Annotated in this window: 13 protein-coding genes and 5 tRNA genes; 12 read left to right on the top strand and 6 right to left on the bottom strand. The window is 40.5% G+C overall.

Annotated features, from left to right (window positions below):
• Positions 1–29 precede the first annotated feature (29 nt).
• On the top strand, positions 30–1514 hold the full coding sequence (ilvC, locus tag PGX00_RS01880) for a ketol-acid reductoisomerase (protein WP_272132433.1): 1485 nt from the start codon (positions 30–32) through the stop codon (positions 1512–1514).
• A gap of 69 nt (positions 1515–1583) precedes the next feature.
• Here ilvC and ubiK read toward each other — a convergent pair whose 3' ends face one another.
• From ubiK to PGX00_RS01860, 4 genes are all read right to left on the bottom strand, one after another.
• A complete protein-coding gene (ubiK, locus tag PGX00_RS01875; RefSeq protein WP_272132432.1) occupies positions 1584–1838 on the bottom strand; it encodes a ubiquinone biosynthesis accessory factor UbiK in 255 nt (84 codons plus the stop codon).
• Positions 1839–1949: 111 nt separating this feature from the next.
• Positions 1950–5066, bottom strand: a complete 3117-nt coding sequence (locus tag PGX00_RS01870) for a multidrug efflux RND transporter permease subunit (RefSeq protein ID WP_272132431.1) — start codon at positions 5064–5066, stop codon at positions 1950–1952.
• A gap of 12 nt (positions 5067–5078) precedes the next feature.
• Positions 5079–6197 carry an efflux RND transporter periplasmic adaptor subunit gene (locus PGX00_RS01865; protein ID WP_272132430.1) on the bottom strand — a complete coding sequence of 373 codons (1119 nt, stop codon included), beginning with the start codon at positions 6195–6197 and terminating at the stop codon, positions 5079–5081.
• A 17-nt stretch (positions 6198–6214) separates the two neighbouring features.
• Positions 6215–6790: a TetR/AcrR family transcriptional regulator gene (locus PGX00_RS01860; protein WP_272137889.1), complete on the bottom strand. Its 576-nt coding sequence runs from the start codon at positions 6788–6790 to the stop codon at positions 6215–6217.
• A gap of 174 nt (positions 6791–6964) precedes the next feature.
• Here PGX00_RS01860 and rep point away from each other — a divergent pair, with 174 nt between their 5' ends.
• Positions 6965–8980 (top strand): DNA helicase Rep, encoded by a 2016-nt coding sequence (rep, locus tag PGX00_RS01855; protein ID WP_272132428.1) that lies wholly within the window; start codon positions 6965–6967, stop codon positions 8978–8980.
• Between the two features lie 96 nt (positions 8981–9076).
• Here the strand turns inward: rep and PGX00_RS01850 are convergent, their stop codons facing one another.
• Positions 9077–9484: a c-type cytochrome gene (locus PGX00_RS01850; RefSeq protein WP_272132425.1), complete on the bottom strand. Its 408-nt coding sequence runs from the start codon at positions 9482–9484 to the stop codon at positions 9077–9079.
• A 286-nt stretch (positions 9485–9770) separates the two neighbouring features.
• Between PGX00_RS01850 and PGX00_RS01845 the strand changes: the two genes are divergently transcribed.
• The 10 genes from PGX00_RS01845 (at position 9771) to PGX00_RS01800 (ending at position 17510) form a co-directional block, all read left to right on the top strand.
• Positions 9771–9847: transfer RNA gene (locus tag PGX00_RS01845), tRNA-Arg, on the top strand.
• A gap of 40 nt (positions 9848–9887) precedes the next feature.
• A tRNA-His gene (locus tag PGX00_RS01840) sits at positions 9888–9963 on the top strand.
• 45 nt (positions 9964–10008) lie between these two features.
• Positions 10009–10085 (top strand) — tRNA-Pro (locus PGX00_RS01835).
• Between the two features lie 46 nt (positions 10086–10131).
• Positions 10132–10207: transfer RNA gene (locus PGX00_RS01830), tRNA-His, on the top strand.
• Positions 10208–10252: 45 nt separating this feature from the next.
• Positions 10253–10329, top strand: a tRNA-Pro gene (locus tag PGX00_RS01825).
• Between the two features lie 680 nt (positions 10330–11009).
• On the top strand, positions 11010–12719 hold the full coding sequence (locus PGX00_RS01820) for a dipeptide ABC transporter ATP-binding protein (protein WP_272132423.1): 1710 nt from the start codon (positions 11010–11012) through the stop codon (positions 12717–12719).
• A gap of 131 nt (positions 12720–12850) precedes the next feature.
• The gene (locus PGX00_RS01815; RefSeq protein WP_272132422.1) at positions 12851–14404 is read left to right on the top strand and encodes an ABC transporter substrate-binding protein; all 1554 of its coding nucleotides are present in this window, start codon (positions 12851–12853) and stop codon (positions 14402–14404) included.
• Between the two features lie 121 nt (positions 14405–14525).
• Positions 14526–15503: an ABC transporter permease gene (locus PGX00_RS01810; protein ID WP_272132420.1), complete on the top strand. Its 978-nt coding sequence runs from the start codon at positions 14526–14528 to the stop codon at positions 15501–15503.
• A 2-nt stretch (positions 15504–15505) separates the two neighbouring features.
• Positions 15506–16444, top strand: a complete 939-nt coding sequence (locus PGX00_RS01805) for an ABC transporter permease (RefSeq protein ID WP_272132418.1) — start codon at positions 15506–15508, stop codon at positions 16442–16444.
• Positions 16445–16565: 121 nt separating this feature from the next.
• Entirely contained in the window at positions 16566–17510 is a 945-nt protein-coding gene (locus tag PGX00_RS01800) for an SPOR domain-containing protein (RefSeq protein ID WP_272132416.1), read from the top strand.
• 77 nt (positions 17511–17587) lie between these two features.
• Here PGX00_RS01800 and gorA read toward each other — a convergent pair whose 3' ends face one another.
• Entirely contained in the window at positions 17588–18943 is a 1356-nt protein-coding gene (gene gorA / locus PGX00_RS01795; RefSeq protein WP_272132414.1) for a glutathione-disulfide reductase, read from the bottom strand.
• Between the last annotated feature and the right edge of the window lie 25 nt (positions 18944–18968).

Raw genomic sequence — 18968 nt, 5'->3', positions numbered from 1 at the left:
CCAACGGACAGATTTAAAGGAATTTTCAAATGGCTAACTATTTCAATACACTTAATCTACGTGAGCAATTAGATCAACTTGGTCGTTGTCGTTTCATGGATCGCGAGGAATTTGCGACAGAAGCTGATTACCTAAAAGGTAAAAAAGTTGTGATCGTTGGTTGTGGTGCTCAAGGGCTTAACCAAGGTCTTAACATGCGTGATTCAGGGCTTGATGTGTCTTATGCACTCCGTCAAGCTGCTATTGATGAGAAGCGACAGTCATTTAAGAACGCAAGTGAAAACGGATTTGAAGTAGGTAGTTACGAGACTCTAATTCCTCAAGCGGATTTAGTTGTTAACTTAACACCAGATAAGCAGCACACAAACGTTGTTGAAACCGTTATGCCTCTGATGAAAGAGGGAGCTGCACTAGGTTATTCTCATGGTTTCAACATTGTTGAAGAAGGTATGCAAATCCGTAAAGATTTGACGGTAGTTATGGTTGCTCCTAAGTGTCCAGGTACCGAAGTACGTGAAGAATATAAGCGCGGATTTGGTGTTCCAACACTTATAGCTGTTCACCCTGAAAACGACCCTCAAGAAGAGGGATGGGACATTGCTAAGGCTTGGGCTGCAGGTACTGGTGGTCACCGTGCTGGTTGTTTAGAATCGTCTTTCGTTGCTGAAGTAAAGTCTGACCTAATGGGTGAGCAAACTATTCTATGCGGTATGCTTCAAGCAGGTTCAATCGTATGTTATGAAAAAATGATCGCTGATGGAATCGATGAAGGTTACGCAGGTAAACTTCTTCAGTTTGGTTGGGAAACGATTACCGAAGCACTTAAGTTTGGTGGCATCACTCATATGATGGATCGTCTTTCTAATCCAGCTAAAGTTAAAGCTTTTGAACTTTCAGAAGAGCTAAAAGAGCTTATGCGTCCACTTTATAACAAGCACATGGACGATATCATTGTTGGTGAGTTCTCTAGCACTATGATGGCTGATTGGGCAAATGATGATGTAAACCTTTTCGGTTGGCGTGAAGAGACAGGCCAGACAGCATTTGAAAACTATCCTGAGTCTGATGTTGAAATCTCTGAGCAAGAGTATTTCGATAACGGCATCCTAATGATAGCAATGGTTCGTGCGGGAGTAGAGCTGGCGTTTGAAGCTATGACGGCCTCTGGAATTATTGATGAATCTGCATATTATGAGTCTCTACATGAGCTTCCACTAATTGCTAATACAGTTGCCCGTAAGCGTCTTTACGAGATGAATGTTGTTATCTCTGACACTGCTGAATATGGTAACTACTTATTCGCTAACGTTGCTACACCACTTCTACGTGAAAAGTTCATGCCTAAAGTAGGAACTGACGTAATTGGTAAAGGCCTAGGTGAAACTTCGAATCAAGTTGATAACGCTACGTTGATTGAAGTAAACGAAATTATCCGTAATCACCCAGTTGAATATATTGGTGAAGAGTTACGTGGCTATATGACGGATATGAAGCGTATTGCCGTAGGTGGTTAATTACAATTAATCCAATATAAAAAAGGCTTGGTCTATGACCAAGCCTTTTAATTTTTACCTGTTACAGGTTTATTCTTTTTCAGCAAACTTGGCTTCTATTTCGGCTAATTTCGCTTCCATTTCTGTCAGTTTTTGACGAGTACGCAATAACACCTGAGTTTGCACATCAAATTCTTCACGGCTAACTACATCAAGCTTATTCAATTGACCTTGAATGACTTGACGAACTTTTTGGTCAACGTCTGCGCCAAGTTCTTTTACAGGCGCTGGCATTGATTCATGGATCTGTTTTGCAATTTGTTCTAACTTCTTTGGGTCAAACATGAGATGTAAACTCCTATCAATTTGAATTCATTCTATTCAAAATTATGCAAAATGTCCTCAATAAGAAAAGAAAAAAGGCCACCTAAGTGACCTTTTTATTGCAATTTTAGCTTAGTGATGACTAGACAACTCTCTCTGAGCTGCTTTAGCTTCATCAAATCTTGCTAGTTTTTCTAGGTCTTTGTCTTCTACAAAGACAGGCAGTGGCTTATGTTTTTCCGCTAGGAACGAGTAGATAACAGGCAGTACAAACAAGGTAAATAAAGTACCTATCGCCAAGCCAGCAACTATTACAATACCAATACTGAAGCGTTGAGCTGCCCCAGCGCCACTTGCGTACATAAGTGGAATCAGACCTGCAATCATAGCCGCGGTTGTCATTAAGATTGGACGTAGACGAACTTTAGCGGCTTCCATAACGGCTTCTGTTCGAGACATTCCATTATGAAGTTGCTCTTCTTTAGCTACCTCACATATCAAAATACCGTGTTTGGTGATTAAACCAACAAGGGTAATCAAACCGACTTGAGAGTAAATATTCATGGAGGACAAACCCCAAGCCAAGGCGACTAATGCACCACAAATTGCCAGTGGCACAGATACCATGATGACCAACGGATCTCTAAGCGATTCAAATTGAATTGCTAAAACCAAGAATATGATAGCAAGTGCAAGTCCAAAGGTTGTAAATAACGAACTTCCTTCAGTGACATATTGTCTCGATTCACCCATGTAGTCATGTGTGTATCCGTCAGGTAACTTAGTTTCCGCGATATTTTCAAACCAAGCAATGGCATCACCCATTGGAATGATGGGCACTGCACCAATGGTTGCAGAGTTAAGTTGGTTGAAATGCGGAAGCGACCTAGGTTCAGCGATAACATCAATACTGATTAAGCTACCAAGCGGAACGGCTTTACCAGAAGCAGAACGAACGTAATAGTTGTTCATTGATTCAGGATTAAGTCGATACTTACGTTCCACCTGTGGAATAACTTCATAAGAGCGACCATTTAAATCAATTCGATTAACATAACCATCGGCCATCATAGTACTTAACGTGACACCAATGTCTTGCATGGTGACACCGTAAGCGCCTGCCTTGTCTTTATCAATACTGATTTTCATTGTCGCTGAATCGTAATTCAAATCAATATCTGCATATACGAAACTAGGACTTTTTATTGTCTCCATAAGTACTTCGGTTGCTATTTGGAATAAGCTTTCAAAGTTGTTAGGAGTATTGATAACAAACTGAACTGGCAGACCAGAGCCTGCACCAGGTAGTTCGGGCATCTGGAATGCGATTACATTCATAGCAGGAACTTGTTTAATCAACCCAGTTACACGTTGTGTAACTTCAGCCTGACTTGCTTCACGTTCACTCCAAGGCACCATTGAGGCGATACCGAATGCCTGGTTTGAGCTTGGTACACCAACAAATACCTGTGAATAAGAGACTTCCGGTTGATCAGCCAGTATCTGATTGACATCAGCCATCGATTTTTGCAAATAGTCTAGGTTTGCATTTGATGGACCTGTACCCATCAACATTACAATGCCTTTATCTTCAGAAGGTGCTAATTCACTTGGAATCAGCTTAAACAGAACTGGTAATACACCGAAGACGATGACGGCAAAAATAAGTATCACTGGACGTGTTTTCATTACAGCGCTAAGCATTGAGACGTATACATTAGTTAAGCCATCAAGTGCCCTGTGTACAGCTTTTTCGAATCTGCTTGGTTTTTCGTTAGCTTTAAGCATCTTCGAACACATCATAGGAGATAGTGTTAAAGCAATAATACCGGAAACAAAAACGGCACCAGCAAGTGTCAATGCAAACTCTTTAAATAGAGATCCTGTAATTCCTCCCATCATTGCTATTGGTGCGTATACCGCGCCTAAAGTCAATGTCATTGCAATAACAGGCATTGCAATTTCTCTAGTACCTATAATAGCAGCCCTAAACGGGGACTCACCCAACTTTAAGTGTCGATCTACGTTTTCCAAAACAACGATGGCATCATCTACAACAAGCCCGATAGCAAGCACCATTGCAAGTAATGTCATTAAGTTCCACGAGAACCCCATTGTCTGCATTACCATAGCCACACCAATAAGAGACAGTGGGATAGTAACTATGGGGATAATTACTGCACGCAATGATCCCAAGAATAAGGTAATAACTACTATTACAATGAGTGCAGCTTCAGCAATAGTTTTTATAACTTCATTAATGGATTCATTAATCGCAACGGTAGAGTCATATAGAACATTCATCTCAATGTTGCTAGGCATGTTCTGTTTAAGAGTTGGTAAAATGTCTAATACATCTTTTGCTATGTTGATCGGATTAGCACTTGGCGCTGCGTTAATAGCAACAACAACAGCTTCTCGTCCATTAGCGTTAGCTCTAACAACGTCATGGCTTTTTTCTCTAGTGACATTTGCAACATCACTCAAGCGAACCAGTTCGCCTTCTTCTTGTTTAACGACTAAACGCTTAAGTTCTGCCACACTTGAAATTTGTGTGTCCGCACTACCGTTATAAATAACAAACTCACCGGTAGATTGGCCCGTTGCTGATTGATAGTTGTTTGAGTTGAGTACACCCATGATTTCGGTAGCGGTAATACCTAATGCCGCCATTTTCGCAGGGTCTAACCAAATACGCATTGCATATTTAGACCCACCGTAATGATCTACACTAGCGACACCGCTAACTGAAAATAACTGAGGATCGATAACTCTTTCAAGGTAATCAGTAACTTGACTTGAAGCTAACTCTTCACTGGTAAAGCCAATATAAAGTACTGCAGTCGTTGAACCAGTAGACATCGTAACCGTTGGGTCTTCTGATTCACTAGGTAGTAGAGACCTTACGGAGTTTGTTTTTGCAAGAATATCAGATAGAGCAGCATTGGGATCAGTATTGAGCTTCATGGTCACCGTAATGGTAGAAGTACCCAGAACTGATTGAGATGTCATGAAATCAATATTATCGGCTTGGGCTATTGCTTGCTCTAAAGGTTGTGTAATAAAACCTTGAATGAGATCTGCACTGGCTCCGTAATAACCAGTTGTGACAGTGACAACTGTATTCGTCATTTCAGGGTATTCGCGTACCTGCATCTTGAATATTGCTTGAAATCCAAGCAAAGCAATCAAAAAACTGATAGATACCGCTAAAACTGGACGTTTTATGAATATGTCAGTAAAGCGCATTTAATCCCCCAATTACAGCATCGGTGTTTCAGTAGGAGGAGTAAGTGCATCATTCTCCACTACTTTAACTTTGGCATCGTTACTCAAGCGGACTTGGCCTGATGTGACAATTTCATCACCAGCTTTAACACCACTTAGGATGTGTGCTATATCATCTTTACGCTCACCAACATTGATAACTTGCTGTTTAACACGTGTGACGCCATCCACGTCAGTTAGCACATAAACATTGTCGCCATATAGCGTAAATGTAATAGCGATCTGAGGCAGAACTACTTGATCTCTTACTGTTGGTAGAATGATGTCTGCACGTGCAAACATACCGCTTCGAAGTTTACCGCCATTATTTGGAATATCAGCTTGGACTTCTACTAAACCACTTTTAACATCAACAGCTGGTTCAATTGCAGAAATAGATCCGATAAACGATTCTTCTGGGTACGAATCTACTCGAATGTCCATTTCTTGGCCGATATAGATGCGAGAAATATCTGTTTGGGAAACGGTAAAACGAAGGCGCATTACACTAGTGTCTTCAAGTCGAACAATATCATCGCCAGGCTGTAGATATTGACCTAAGAACACATTTCTAATACCTACCACACCATCAAATGGAGCTGAAATTTCGCGCCTGTCTATTGATGCTTCTAAAGATTTAATATCGGCTTGTAGAGAGAAATATTCCGCTTCTGCAGTATCATAAGATTCTTTAGATACGGAGCCTTTTTTATAAAGACCTTTATAGCGTTTATATTTGGCTTCTGCTGCTGGTAAACGAGCTTTAGAGCTATTTAAGTTGGCTTTTTCTACTTCAGTATCAAGAAGAACCAATTTCTGTCCGGTTTTCACTATTTCACCCGAATCAAATTCAATCTTGTCAATGACGCCATTTGATTCAGTAGTTAAAGTGACACCTTGATTCGGCTCAATAAAACCAATTGCTTGAATGGTCGGTATCCAGTCAACTGAGTCGACTTTGATGGTGGTGACTGGAAACTCCTGTTCAGGAGCGTTAGCCATTCTTTCACCCATTTTTTGAAAATCTGTCAATTTTTTATAAATGACAGTTCCAAAAAGTAAACCCACGATAACCAACATACCCAAAAACCAAAATATGGTTCTTCTCTTCATTCTGTTGAACTCCGAAATTAATGATTAATTAAAGCATCCCAGCTTGCGTCGATGGCTTGATTAATCGCCTCTTCGTCAATCTGAAAGCAGTTTTTTCTGTGTCTTCTAGCTAGCGCAGCGCTAGATTCAATACTTACACTCGATAAAATGTCGTTATCCAATGGTTTAAAAACTCCTTGAGCTTTACCTTCATTGAACATTTGATCAATTTTATAAAACATCTTTTTTACTTTTAACGTATCTTGCTCACTCTGATTCGAACAGAGCTGTTCAAAAAGCATATGGCTTTTGATGGCATTTTTAGTTTTAGAAAAATGCCAAATGTTTAACCATATAGTGATGTACTTTTCTTTCAATTGCATGTCATCACTAAGACCAGCTTGAATAATATCTGCTGTTCTTTGAGTAACATGAAACCGAGTTTCCTCGATTAAATGTTCTTTATCGTTAAAATATCTGTAAATAGTCCCTGCAGCTACACCCGCTTGCTTAGCCACTTTTTGCATAGATAGTCCGTGAATCCCCTCTATCGCCACTAATGATTCCGTTGCGTTTAAAATGAGTTCTCTCTTATCTGTACCTTCGGAAGACATATTTAGCCTAAAAATGAATGAACGTTCATTCATTATCTCACTTTGCTCCAATAATTCAATAAATAAACTGTCTCGAATGTGATTAATTATCATATCGCCATCTGATAATGGCATTCTGAGAGTCAGGATACTATTATAGGTCGCATTTCCCAGAAGCATCATCGAGTATTAATAATGAAACTAAATCCAGCGCAAGATGAAGCGGTAAAATTTGTCTCAGGACCTTGTTTAGTATTGGCAGGCGCTGGGTCAGGTAAAACTCGTGTGATTACCAACAAAATTGCGTATTTGGTACAACAGTGCGGTCACAATGCACGTAATATCGCGGCTGTAACCTTCACTAATAAAGCGGCAAGAGAGATGAAGGAGCGTGTTAGCCAAACTTTAGGTAAACAAGAATCTAAAGGCCTAATGGTGTCTACATTCCATACATTGGGTCTGAATATCATTAGAAAAGAGTATAAAGTTCTTGGCTTGAAAGCTGGGTTCTCGCTTTTCGATGACCAAGACCAACTCGCTTTGCTAAAAGAGCTAACAGAAGAGCAGTTAGACGGTGATAAGGATTTACTAAAGCAACTGTTGAGTACTATTTCAAACTGGAAAAATGACATGCTGACGCCCGCTCAGGCGATGAGTTATGCGAGATCCGAACAAGAGACGGTATTTGCAACTTGTTTCGATGCGTATCAGAAACAGATGAAAGCTTATAATGCGTTGGATTTTGATGATCTAATATCTATGCCAACGCTACTTTTGAAGAGCAATGAAGATGTTAGACAAAAATGGCAATCTCGAATTCGTTATCTACTAGTGGATGAATATCAAGATACTAATACTAGCCAATATGAATTAGTAAAATTGTTAGTAGGCGAAAGAGGTCGCTTAACCGTGGTTGGAGACGATGATCAGTCAATATACTCATGGCGAGGAGCCAAGCCTCAAAACTTAGTACTGCTTAGTAAAGATTTTCCTAGTTTGAAAGTAATAAAACTAGAACAAAACTACCGCTCAACAAGCCGAATTTTAAGAGCGGCTAATATCCTTATCGATAACAACCCTCATGTAATTAAAAAGAAACTTTTTTCTGAGATTCCAGATGGCGAGAAGTTGAAAGTCCTCACGGCTAAAAATGAAGATCATGAAGCTGAAAGAGTGACAGGCGAAATTATTGCTCATAAGTTTTTAAATCGAACGGAATATAAAGACTATGCGATTCTTTATCGGGGGAACCACCAATCTCGATTGATAGAAAAGTCATTAATGCAAAACCGGATACCATATAAAATATCTGGTGGAACCTCATTTTTCTCTAGAGCAGAGATAAAAGATATAATGGCGTATTTAAAGGTGTTGGTTAATCCAGATGACGATAATGCTTTTTTGCGGATCGTGAATACGCCAAGAAGAGAGATTGGTCCTGTGACGTTAGAAAAGCTCGGCACTTACGCTAACATGCGAGGAAAAAGCCTGTTTGAAGCGAGTTTTGAGCTTGGGCTAGAGCAGCATTTATCTGGTCGTGGATTAGAGTCATTACAAAAATTCTCCAATTGGATCGTCGCTATTTCTGATAATGCAGAAAGAGGAAATACCGTTGAAGCACTACGTTCGCTTGTTCGAGATATTAATTACGAAGATTGGCTTTATGAAACGTCTTCTAGTGCAAAAGCCGCCGAAATGCGAATGAAGAACGTATCTGAGTTATACAGCTGGATAGTGGCTGATCTTGAAGGTGACAATTACGATCAAGAACCGAAAACGTTAAAAGAAGTGGTATTACGTTTAACACTTAGAGACATGATGGAGCGTGGAGAAGAAGATGCTGATGCCGATCAAGTTCAGTTAATGACACTACATGCATCGAAAGGCTTGGAGTTTCCGTTTGTCTATTTGATGGGGGCGGAGGAAGGAATTTTGCCACATCAAACCAGTATTGATGAAGATAATGTAGAAGAAGAACGCCGCTTAGCTTATGTCGGTATTACGCGGGCACAAAAAGAGCTTACCTTTACGATGTGTAAAGAGCGTCGTCAATTCGGAGAACTAATAAAACCCACTCAAAGTCGATTTTTGGATGAACTTCCATTCGATGATGTCGAATGGGAGAGCGTAAAAAAGAAAGAATCGCCGGAAGAACGTATGGCAAAAGGACAGGCACATATCGCGAATATACGGTCAATGTTTAAAAAGTAGCGTCATATTTTACGATTGATGTGTCAATTAAGTGATGTGATGCAAAAAGGGCTGATCTAATATCAGCCCTTAAGTGTCTTACGGGAATTAAGCAGATTACATTCCGTCAGTCAGGAATTTAATTGCTGCAATAACTTCATCATCACTACAATCCATACAAGACCCTTTTGCTGGCATTGCATTAAAACCTTGAAGTGCATGGTTGGTTAATACATCCATTCCCTGTGCAATTCGTGGAGCCCACTGCTCAGCATTACCTTTAATTGGGGCTCCAGCCGCGCCAGTAGCATGACAGGCTGTACAATAAGTATTATATACAGTAGGTCCATCACGAGGTTCAGTGCGCTCTGCTACAACAGGTGCTGCACCTGCGAGATAAACGTCACCGACGGGTTTGATGCGTTCTGCTATTGCATCGTATTCTTTGTCACTTACGCTAGTTGCTAGAGTTCCAGCAGAAAATGTAATTGCAGCGAATAGTACGCCGATTATTCTTAGAGACATATGTTTTAGCTCACTTTACAGTTATCGTTTTTATTGGGCTTGTGTTCAGCAAAGATTGTTAGAGTGTTCAGTTAAAAATAGAAAATTTGAAAACACATTGTTAATTCGGTGTAAATTTCAAGGGATTATATCCTGTTAATTTATTGCAATAAATACCAAGATCGCCATGATTAGCGCTTTATCACATCCTAACTGCTGAAAAAGACAACAATTAATAAAAAAACTGTAAAAAAAACTAGACTGAGAAAGACGATCTACGTATTATTCCACTCCGCCGATGGGGCATGCGCCCGTAGCTCAGCTGGATAGAGCGTTGGCCTCCGGAGCCAAAGGTCGAAGGTTCGAATCCTTTCGGGCGCGCCAATTTCCGGAAGTGTCATGTATTATTGGTGAAAAATTAGTGGTGGCTATAGCTCAGTTGGTAGAGCCCTGGATTGTGATTCCGGTTGTCGCGAGTTCGAGTCTCGTTAGCCACCCCATTATTTAAAAGCTTAGATTTATTTCTGAGTTTAAAACAAGATATTCGGTGAATAGCGCAGCTTGGTAGCGCATCTGGTTTGGGACCAGAGGGTCGGGGGTTCGAATCCCTCTTCACCGACCATCTTTAAAAGCCTCGTCAAAAGACGAGGCTTTTAATACTTTTAGTGGTGGCTATAGCTCAGTTGGTAGAGCCCTGGATTGTGATTCCGGTTGTCGCGAGTTCGAGTCTCGTTAGCCACCCCATTATTTAAAGACTTAGACTTAATATCTAGGTTTAAAGCAAGATTTCGGTGAATAGCGCAGCTTGGTAGCGCATCTGGTTTGGGACCAGAGGGTCGGGGGTTCGAATCCCTCTTCACCGACCATCTTTAAAAGCCTCGTCATTAGACGGGGCTTTTTTACATGTAAATTCGGAGAATAGCGCAGTTTGGTAGCGCATCAGACACTAATTTAGTATTAGTTAATCGAAAATGAGTGATATATCTATGGCGGTCGTATTGAAATCAAATTCGTATAACTCGGTAATAAACTTATTGTCTAAGTGTATTTTTGGGTAATTCTTTATTTTTCTCTATTCACTTTGTTATTACAAAATATCTGACGTGAGTGTTTGTTTGGTTTTATTGACTGGTTTTTTGTTGATTTGGTGGTGTATAAAACCATGATACTATCTAAATTTAGTTTATGTTTTCTTTTTGTTAAATATTTATAGGGATAAATATGCATTTAAATATCTGAATCTCAGTGTGCCGATATTTGTCTAATAGCGAATGATTCAACGTAATCCTCTTTAATTAGGTGCTTTCTGCACTTTATTTAGAGTAATTGCATATTTCACGAATCGTTATAATTGTATAAAAAATGAATAATTATTGAATCTAAGTGCTTTGAAATTATCTAGATGCGCGTTTTTATACTATATATGTTGCTTTTTAGTGAATTATTTGCCAAATTTGTCAGTTATTAGATTATCAGGGCTTTATTCTGGTAATGAATGGAATCAATTTGCAGACAGGGCAGTTAGCGCCGTAGTCGAGGTCTGGTAATGTCGCTTTTAGAAGTTAAGAACCTTCGGATCGAGTATCCGTCAAGGCATGGTGTGCATGCAGCAGTAAAAAATCTATCGTTCAATATTGAGCGAGGTGAGATTGTTGGTGTTGTTGGTGAATCTGGAGCAGGTAAATCTACTGTTGGTAATGGTGTTATTGATTTGCTTAGCCCCCCTGGCCTTATTGCTGGTGGTGATGTTTTTCTCGATGGAGAAAAAATATCCGGTTTATCAAATGAAGAAATGAGAAAGGTTCGGGGTTCAAAAATTGGGTTTATTTTCCAAGATCCAATGACCTCTCTTAATCCACTTTTCACTGTAGAGCATCAGCTTAAAGAAACGATTCATGCCAATATGAAAGTATCGGATGAAGAAGCCTACGAGAGATCGTTGTCTCTGATGAATCAAGTAGGGATCCCGCAACCAGAGAATAGACTGAAGCAATTTCCTCATCAATTTTCTGGTGGTATGAGACAACGTGTTGTTATTGCGATAGCGCTTGCTGGTGAACCTGACCTTATTATTGCAGATGAACCAACGACGGCTTTAGATGTTTCTATTCAAGATCAAATCCTAAGCCTAATTCGAGAGCTGTGCGTTACAAATAATGTTGGTTGTATGCTTGTTACCCATGATATGGGTGTTGTCTCTAACGTAACTGACAAAGTGGCGGTTATGTACCGTGGAGACTTGGTCGAATTTGGGAAAACCGATAAAGTATTAGGTGATCCTGACCATTCATATACACGCAGCCTAATTTCTGCGGTTCCTCGTTCAGATAAAAAACTTGATCGTTTCCCACTGGTTAGCTACATCGAAGAGGCCCATGAAATGGCACCTCTAGATGTGAAAAACCATTGGCTTGGGCAAAGCCAAGACGAGAGAGAGTACACTGGCCCCCTTCTTAATGTAGAAAATGTAAATCTACGCTTTATCACCAAAGATTCTCTGTTTGAAAGTCGTCGAGAGTATGTTCAAGCTTCTAATGATGTCAGCTTTGAAGTCTTTGAAGGTGAAACCTTTGGTTTAGTGGGTGAATCTGGCTCGGGTAAATCTACGATTGCTCGTATCATTGCCGGCTTATATACACCTAACTCAGGTAAAGTTACTTTTGAAGGTATCGACCTTACCGGTTTGAAATCGGAAAAAGAGCGCAGACCAATGCGTCGCCAGATGCAGATGGTGTTTCAAAATCCTTATACCTCTATGAATCCAAGGATGAAGATTTTTGACATTATTGCCGAGCCTATTCGATTCCATAAATTAACTCGTAATGAGACTGAAACCCGAGAAATTGTACATGATCTGTTGGATCATGTTGGGTTAGGTCGAATGGCGGGCTTAAAATATCCTCATGAATTTTCGGGTGGTCAGCGACAACGTATTTCTATAGCACGCGCACTTGCAACGAGACCTCGATTGTTAATATGTGATGAACCAACCTCAGCTCTTGATGTTTCGGTTCAGGCTCAAATACTTAACTTGTTAAAAGACCTGCAAGATGAGTTAAACCTAACTATGTTGTTTATTAGTCACGATTTACCAGTCATTCGACAAATGTGTGACCGCATAGGGGTGATGCAAATGGGCCAACTCTTAGAGGTGGCACCTACTGAGCAGCTATTTAATGACCCTCAACATGAATACAGTAAACATTTGATTGACTTAATGCCCGAATTTACTGGGCTACGAGAAGATATCGCGTGATTTTTTGTTAGTTAAGCAGCCGTTTCGTTTAACTAACGATAAAAACTCTTGAGCTTTTAAGGCTCTAGAAGACAGTAACAGACGCAAACACAATAAACAGGGATATGAATTCCCGCATAAGGAGTTATGCAATGAAAACCATTAAGACCAAATTGACAGTTGCTTTAATGGCCGCTGGCCTAAGTTTTAGCGCAGCTGCTGCAGATATTACCGTTGCTTACGATGCCGATCCGGTTTCTCTTGATCCGCATGAGCAATTATCAGGTGGTACACTGCAAATGTCTCACATGGTATTTGATCCGCTAGTACGATACACACAAAAACTAGACTTTGAACCTCGTCTAGCAACTAGCTGGGAACGTCAAAACGATACAACAGTGCGCTTTAATCTACGTAAAGGTGTCAAGTTCCACTCTGGCAATGAAATGACAGCAGATGATGTTGTTTGGACATTCGAACGTCTTAAAGACTCTCCAGATTTCAAAGGTATTTTCACACCTTATAAAGAAATGGTTAAAGTTGACGATTACACTGTTGATTTAGTGACTAATGGTCCTTACCCGCTAGTTCTTCAAACGGCTACTTATATCTTCCCAATGGATAGCAAGTTCTATTCAGGTCAAACGGATGCAGGTACTGACAAAGCTGAAGTTGTTAAGCACGGTAACTCTTTCGCATCTACAAATGTTTCAGGTACTGGTCCATTTACAGTTACTTCTCGAGAGCAAGGCGTTAAAGTTGAATTCGCTCGATTTGATAACTACTGGGATACAGAGTCGAAAGGTAACGTAGATAAGCTAACTTTGGTTCCAATCAAAGAAGATGCTACACGTGTTGCTGCTCTTCTTTCTGGTGATGTAGATATGATTGCACCTGTAGCACCGAATGATCACAAACGTGTTCAAGATGCTTCTGGTGTAGAACTTGTGACGCTAGCGGGTACTCGTATCATCACGTTCCAAATGAACCAAAATAGTAACGAAGCTCTTAAAGATGTGCGAGTTCGTCAAGCTATCGTTCATGCAATTAACAATGACGGTATTGTTAAGAAAATCATGAAAGGTTTCGCTACGACGGCTGGTCAGCAAGGTCCTGAAGGCTACGCTGGTTATTCTGCAGAGTTAACACCTCGCTATGATCTTAAAAAAGCTAAAGAGCTAATGAAAGAAGCGGGTTATGCAGATGGCTTTACTCTAACCATGATGGCTCCAAACAACCGTTATGTGAACGATGCTAAAGTAGCTCAAGCGGCTTCTGCAATGCTTTCTAAGATTGGTATTAAGGTTGACCTTAAGACTATGCCAAAAGCACAGTACTGGCCTGAGTTTGATGTTTGTGCTGCAGACATGATGATGATCGGTTGGCACTCAGATACAGAAGATTCTGCGAACTTCTCTGAGTTCTTAACAATGACCCGCAACGAAGAAACAGGTCGCGGTCAGTATAACTGTGGTCACTACTCAAATGCAGACGTTGACCGTTTGGTTGAAGAGTCAAACTTAGAAACAGATCCAGCAAAACGCGCTCAAATGCTACAGCAAGTAGAAGCAACGCTTTATAACGAAGCGGCATTTGTTCCTCTACACTGGCAAAATCTAGCGTGGGGTGCGAAATCTAATGTTGATATCGCTCCAATCGTTAATGCAATGAACTTCCCATATTTTGGCGACTTAGAAGTTAAATAAGTTACTAAATAGTTCTATGGCACTTAATCTTATTTCAGTCGGATTAAGTGCCATTTTTAGACAGTAGACTGACTGAAATACTTCTTTTCGAAGAAGATTATGGATTATTAAGGGGCAAGGAATGTTTTCGTTTCTGGTCAAGCGCCTGTATCAGGCACTGATAGTGATGTTTGTGATCAGTTTAGTGGCATTTGCCATCCAAGATAACTTGGGAGACCCGTTACGTGAACTGGTGGGCCAGTCTGTTTCGGAATCTGAGCGTCAAGCTCTGCGTGATGATCTCGGATTAAACGATCCGTTTTTTACTAAATATACTCGCTTTGTAGGCAATGCAATACAAGGTGATTTTGGTACGTCTTATTTTTACAAGAAGCCAGCGGCTGAGGTTATTTTAGACAAATTAGTCGCCACACTCGAGTTGGTTTTCGGGGCGTCACTAATTATTGTATTGATGTCTATACCTCTTGGTGTTTATTCGGCTATTCATCCCAAGAGCGTGTTTACAAAATTGGTGATGGCATTCAGTAGTATTGGTATTTCAATACCCGTATTTTTAACAGCAATAATGCTAATGTATGTTTTCTCAATTGAATTAGGCTGGCTACCGTCTTACGGTAGGGGTGACACCATGAACTTACTAGGTTGGGAATCTGGATACTTTACACGTGATGGCTTAGCGCATTTAGTGCTGCCTAGTGTGTCACTGGCATCTATAATGTTGCCACTATTTATCCGTTTGGTTCGTTCTGAAATGCTAGAAGTTTTAAGCTCTGAATATATTAAATTTGGCAGAGCTAAAGGTTTGTCATCAAAGAAAATTTATTATCAACATGCGCTAAAGAATACAATGTTGCCTGTATTGACGGTTGGCGGTGTTCAGATTGGTACTATGGTTGCGTATACGATTCTTACTGAAACAGTATTCCAGTGGCCAGGAACTGGCTTCCTATTTTTAGAGGCTATTAATCGCGTAGATACGCCTTTAATTACCGCTTATGTAATTTTTGTAGGTTTGGTATTTGTGGTAACCAATACAATTGTTGACCTCATGTACGGTCTTATTAATCCGACTGTAAACTTAACTGGCAAAGGAGCATAGCAATGGAACAAACTAATGTTGTCCCAAGCCGTTGGGAGCGTTTCAAACAATCAGATTTTCTGTACTATTTTTTGCGTGACAAAGTAGCGATGTTTAGTTTCGCAGTGTTTATGTTATTTCTAATAATGTCTCTTGCTGCACCGTTACTTTCTCCAATGGACCCGTATGATTTAACGTCTATAGATATTATGGATTCTGAACTTCCCCCTTCTTGGATGGAAGATGGTGATTCAAGGTTTGTATTAGGCACCGATGAGCAAGGGAGAGATATTTTATCAACCATGTTGTATGGTTCTCGCCTTTCACTAACTATCGGCTTTTTTGCAGTAGGTCTACAGTTATTCTTGGGCATTGTTATAGGATTGTCGGCAGGCTATTTTGGTGGGCGAATTGATAGTTTCTTGATGCGTTTTGCTGATGTTCAGCTCTCTTTTTCTACCATGATGGTTGCGATAATCGTTTCGGCAATATTTAAAGCGAGTTTTGGTAGTGATTTTTACAGTCAATATGCGGTGTTAATGCTGGTGGTTATTATCGGTATTGCCGAATGGCCCCAATATGCTCGAACGATTAGAGCCTCTGTTCTTGCAGAGAAGAAGAAAGAGTATGTAGAAGCTGCGAGAGTAATGGGTTTTCGTTCTCCTCGTATTATGTTCCGTCATATTCTGCCTAACTGTTTATCACCAATATTGGTTATTTCAACGGTTCAGGTTGCAAATGCAATCATGTCGGAAGCTGCTCTTTCATTTTTAGGCTTAGGTTTACCTGTTGATCAACCGTCTTTAGGCGCACTTATTAGTATTGGTTTTAACTACATATTTTCTGGTGCTTGGTGGATTACCGCATTCCCTGGTTTTGTGTTAGTGACGCTAGTATTGGTAATTAACTTGCTTGGAGACTGGTTAAGAGACGTATTTAATCCTAAAATTTACAAAGGGTGATCCAAAGCGATTGATCTCTAACTATAAAAGTTCCTAAACTAAGAGTCGCTATCATTGTGGCTCTTTTTTTTAGAGCTTATCGATATCACGTGAATGACATGATGAATATAGAGATAACAATATGAGTAAGATTTTAGCTAGAAAACTGATGGTGATGGCGTGTTGTATAAGCTTGGCAATTCCATCTCTAGTGAGCGCTGCTGATGACGAGTATATCTGTGAGGCAAAACAAAACTCTAAAAACGAATTGCCTGTTCTTTCACAAGATTGCCCTGTAGGCAGTGGAGTATGGGGTGTGGCCCCTGCCATTGATGATGGTCTATTCTGGATTCAATGTGGGCTTTTTAATGAGCCGCATACTGTAAAGCAGGCCCAAGTAATATATAACGCGGTAACGACTGATGTTTGGGTAAAACCGGAGAAAAAAGGTTATCGCTGTTTAGTGGGCCCGTATGAAAAATACTCGGTAGCACAAAAAGATTTGGTTAATCTAAAAAAAGTCAGCGCATATAAAGAGTCTTTTATTCGTAATGCTTCAGCGCCAATAAAGTCACCATCGAATACAAGCGCGGTAACAAAGCCTGCGACTAAACAAGTTCCTAAAAAAGCAGCACCCAAACCAAAATCTTCCCCAGCAGCGGCGGTATTGGCCCCTGTTGTCGATAATCCAGCACAGCCTAAGCCAACAGTAAAAGAAGCACAGACAACCGCAGAGAAGAGCACTAAGCCGTCAGAAACCGTGGTTGCGCGCAGAGATGCTAAAATTGGAGACAAATATTATGCCATACCATTCTTGATGGATGGATATGACCAGTTTTATATGGAATATGGCATTGCATGGAACCGATTGAACTATGAGCGGGCAATGCAAGTCTGTGAATCTCAACAAATGCATTTGCCGACGGCAGATGATTGGAAATTATTGATCGACTCTCAGGTGATGAGTAAAAAACAGTGGCCGTTGCATTTACCCTATTGGGGCGATGATAAACAAGGTCTGTTTACTAGCGGCAAGGTGACCCAACTGACAGGAACGTCATTATTGAATGTCGTTTGCGTAAAGTAAGGAAATATTTTAGATATTGGTATCTAATAAATTAAATAAGGCCAGCATTTGCTGGCCTTATTTATAAGGTTTCACCACTAGCGCATAGTAACAAATTCTTCTGAGCCAGTGGGGTGAATAGCAACAACGCTATCAAAATCAGCTTTTGTTGCGCCCATTTTGATTGCAACGCCAAAGCCTTGAATCATTTCATCTACGGTAAAGCCAATGCCGTGTAAACCAACGACTTTTTCGTCATCTCCTGCACAAATGAGTTTCATCTTACAAGGCTGACGATGTTGAGTGACCGCCGTGTACATTGCAGTAAAGCCGGATTGATAGACTTTTACGTTCGCTTCACCATATTGAGCAATCGCCTCGGGTTCTGTAAGGCCAATCGTTCCAATTGGCGGGTGGCTGAATACAACGGTAGGAATAAGGTTGTAATCCATTTTTGCATTAGGTTTATTGTTAAATAATCGTTCAGATAACTGACGACCCGCTTTTACGGCAACAGGAGTTAATTCCACACCACCTTCCATAATATCACCAACGCAATAAATACCTTTTACATTGGTTTCTTGGTATTCATCCACTTTGATGTAACCACGATCGTTAAGTGCCACGCCAGTAACATCAAGATTGATAGTATCGGTTGCTGGGTGACGACCAATAGCCCAGATTAAGGTATCGATATTGTGTGATTTGCCATTTTCTAAATGAAGAGTCAGGCTACCATCTGCTTCTTTCACAATTTCTTTAGGGATAGAGTGAGTGTGAAGGGTTGGACCTTCCTGTGCCATTACCTCAACTAGGGTATCGATAATCGTTGGGTCAAAACTACGAATAGGAGATTGCTTACGAACGAATAGATCCGTTTTAGTGCCAAGTGAATGTAATACACCAGCGATTTCTACAGCGATGTAACCTGCACCGATAACGGCTACGCGTTTAGGTTGTTCCATAAGCTCAAAAAAGCCATTTGAGTCAATGCCGTATTCTGCTCCTGGGATATTTGGAATGCTTGGTCGTCCACCAACGGCAACAAGAATGTGCTCCGCGGTGTAAAGCTCACCATTTACTTCTACGGTTTTTTCATCGACAAACTTAGCGAAACCTTTGATTACTTCAATTTTGTTTTTGCCAAGGACGTTATCGTAAGATTGGTGAATACGGCCAATATACGCTTGACGATTCTCTACCAATTTACCCCAATCAAGGCCTTTAGATTCAACATCGAAACCATAGTCTTTCGCGTATAGGTTGATTGCTTCAGCAACTTGAGCGCCATGCCACATTACTTTTTTAGGAACACAGCCAACATTTACACATGTTCCGCCAAGGTCTTTTGCTTCAATTAGGGCAACTTTTGCACCATACATGGCTGCACGATTAGCAGAAGCGATACCACCACTACCACCACCAATACAAATGTAGTCAAATTGTTTAGCCATTACTTTCTCCAATTTATTTTTGATT

It is taken from the genome of Vibrio algarum (genome assembly GCF_028204155.1).
Classification (GTDB): domain Bacteria; phylum Pseudomonadota; class Gammaproteobacteria; order Enterobacterales; family Vibrionaceae; genus Vibrio; species Vibrio algarum.
This window is presented reverse-complemented; position numbering and strand designations above follow the sequence as displayed.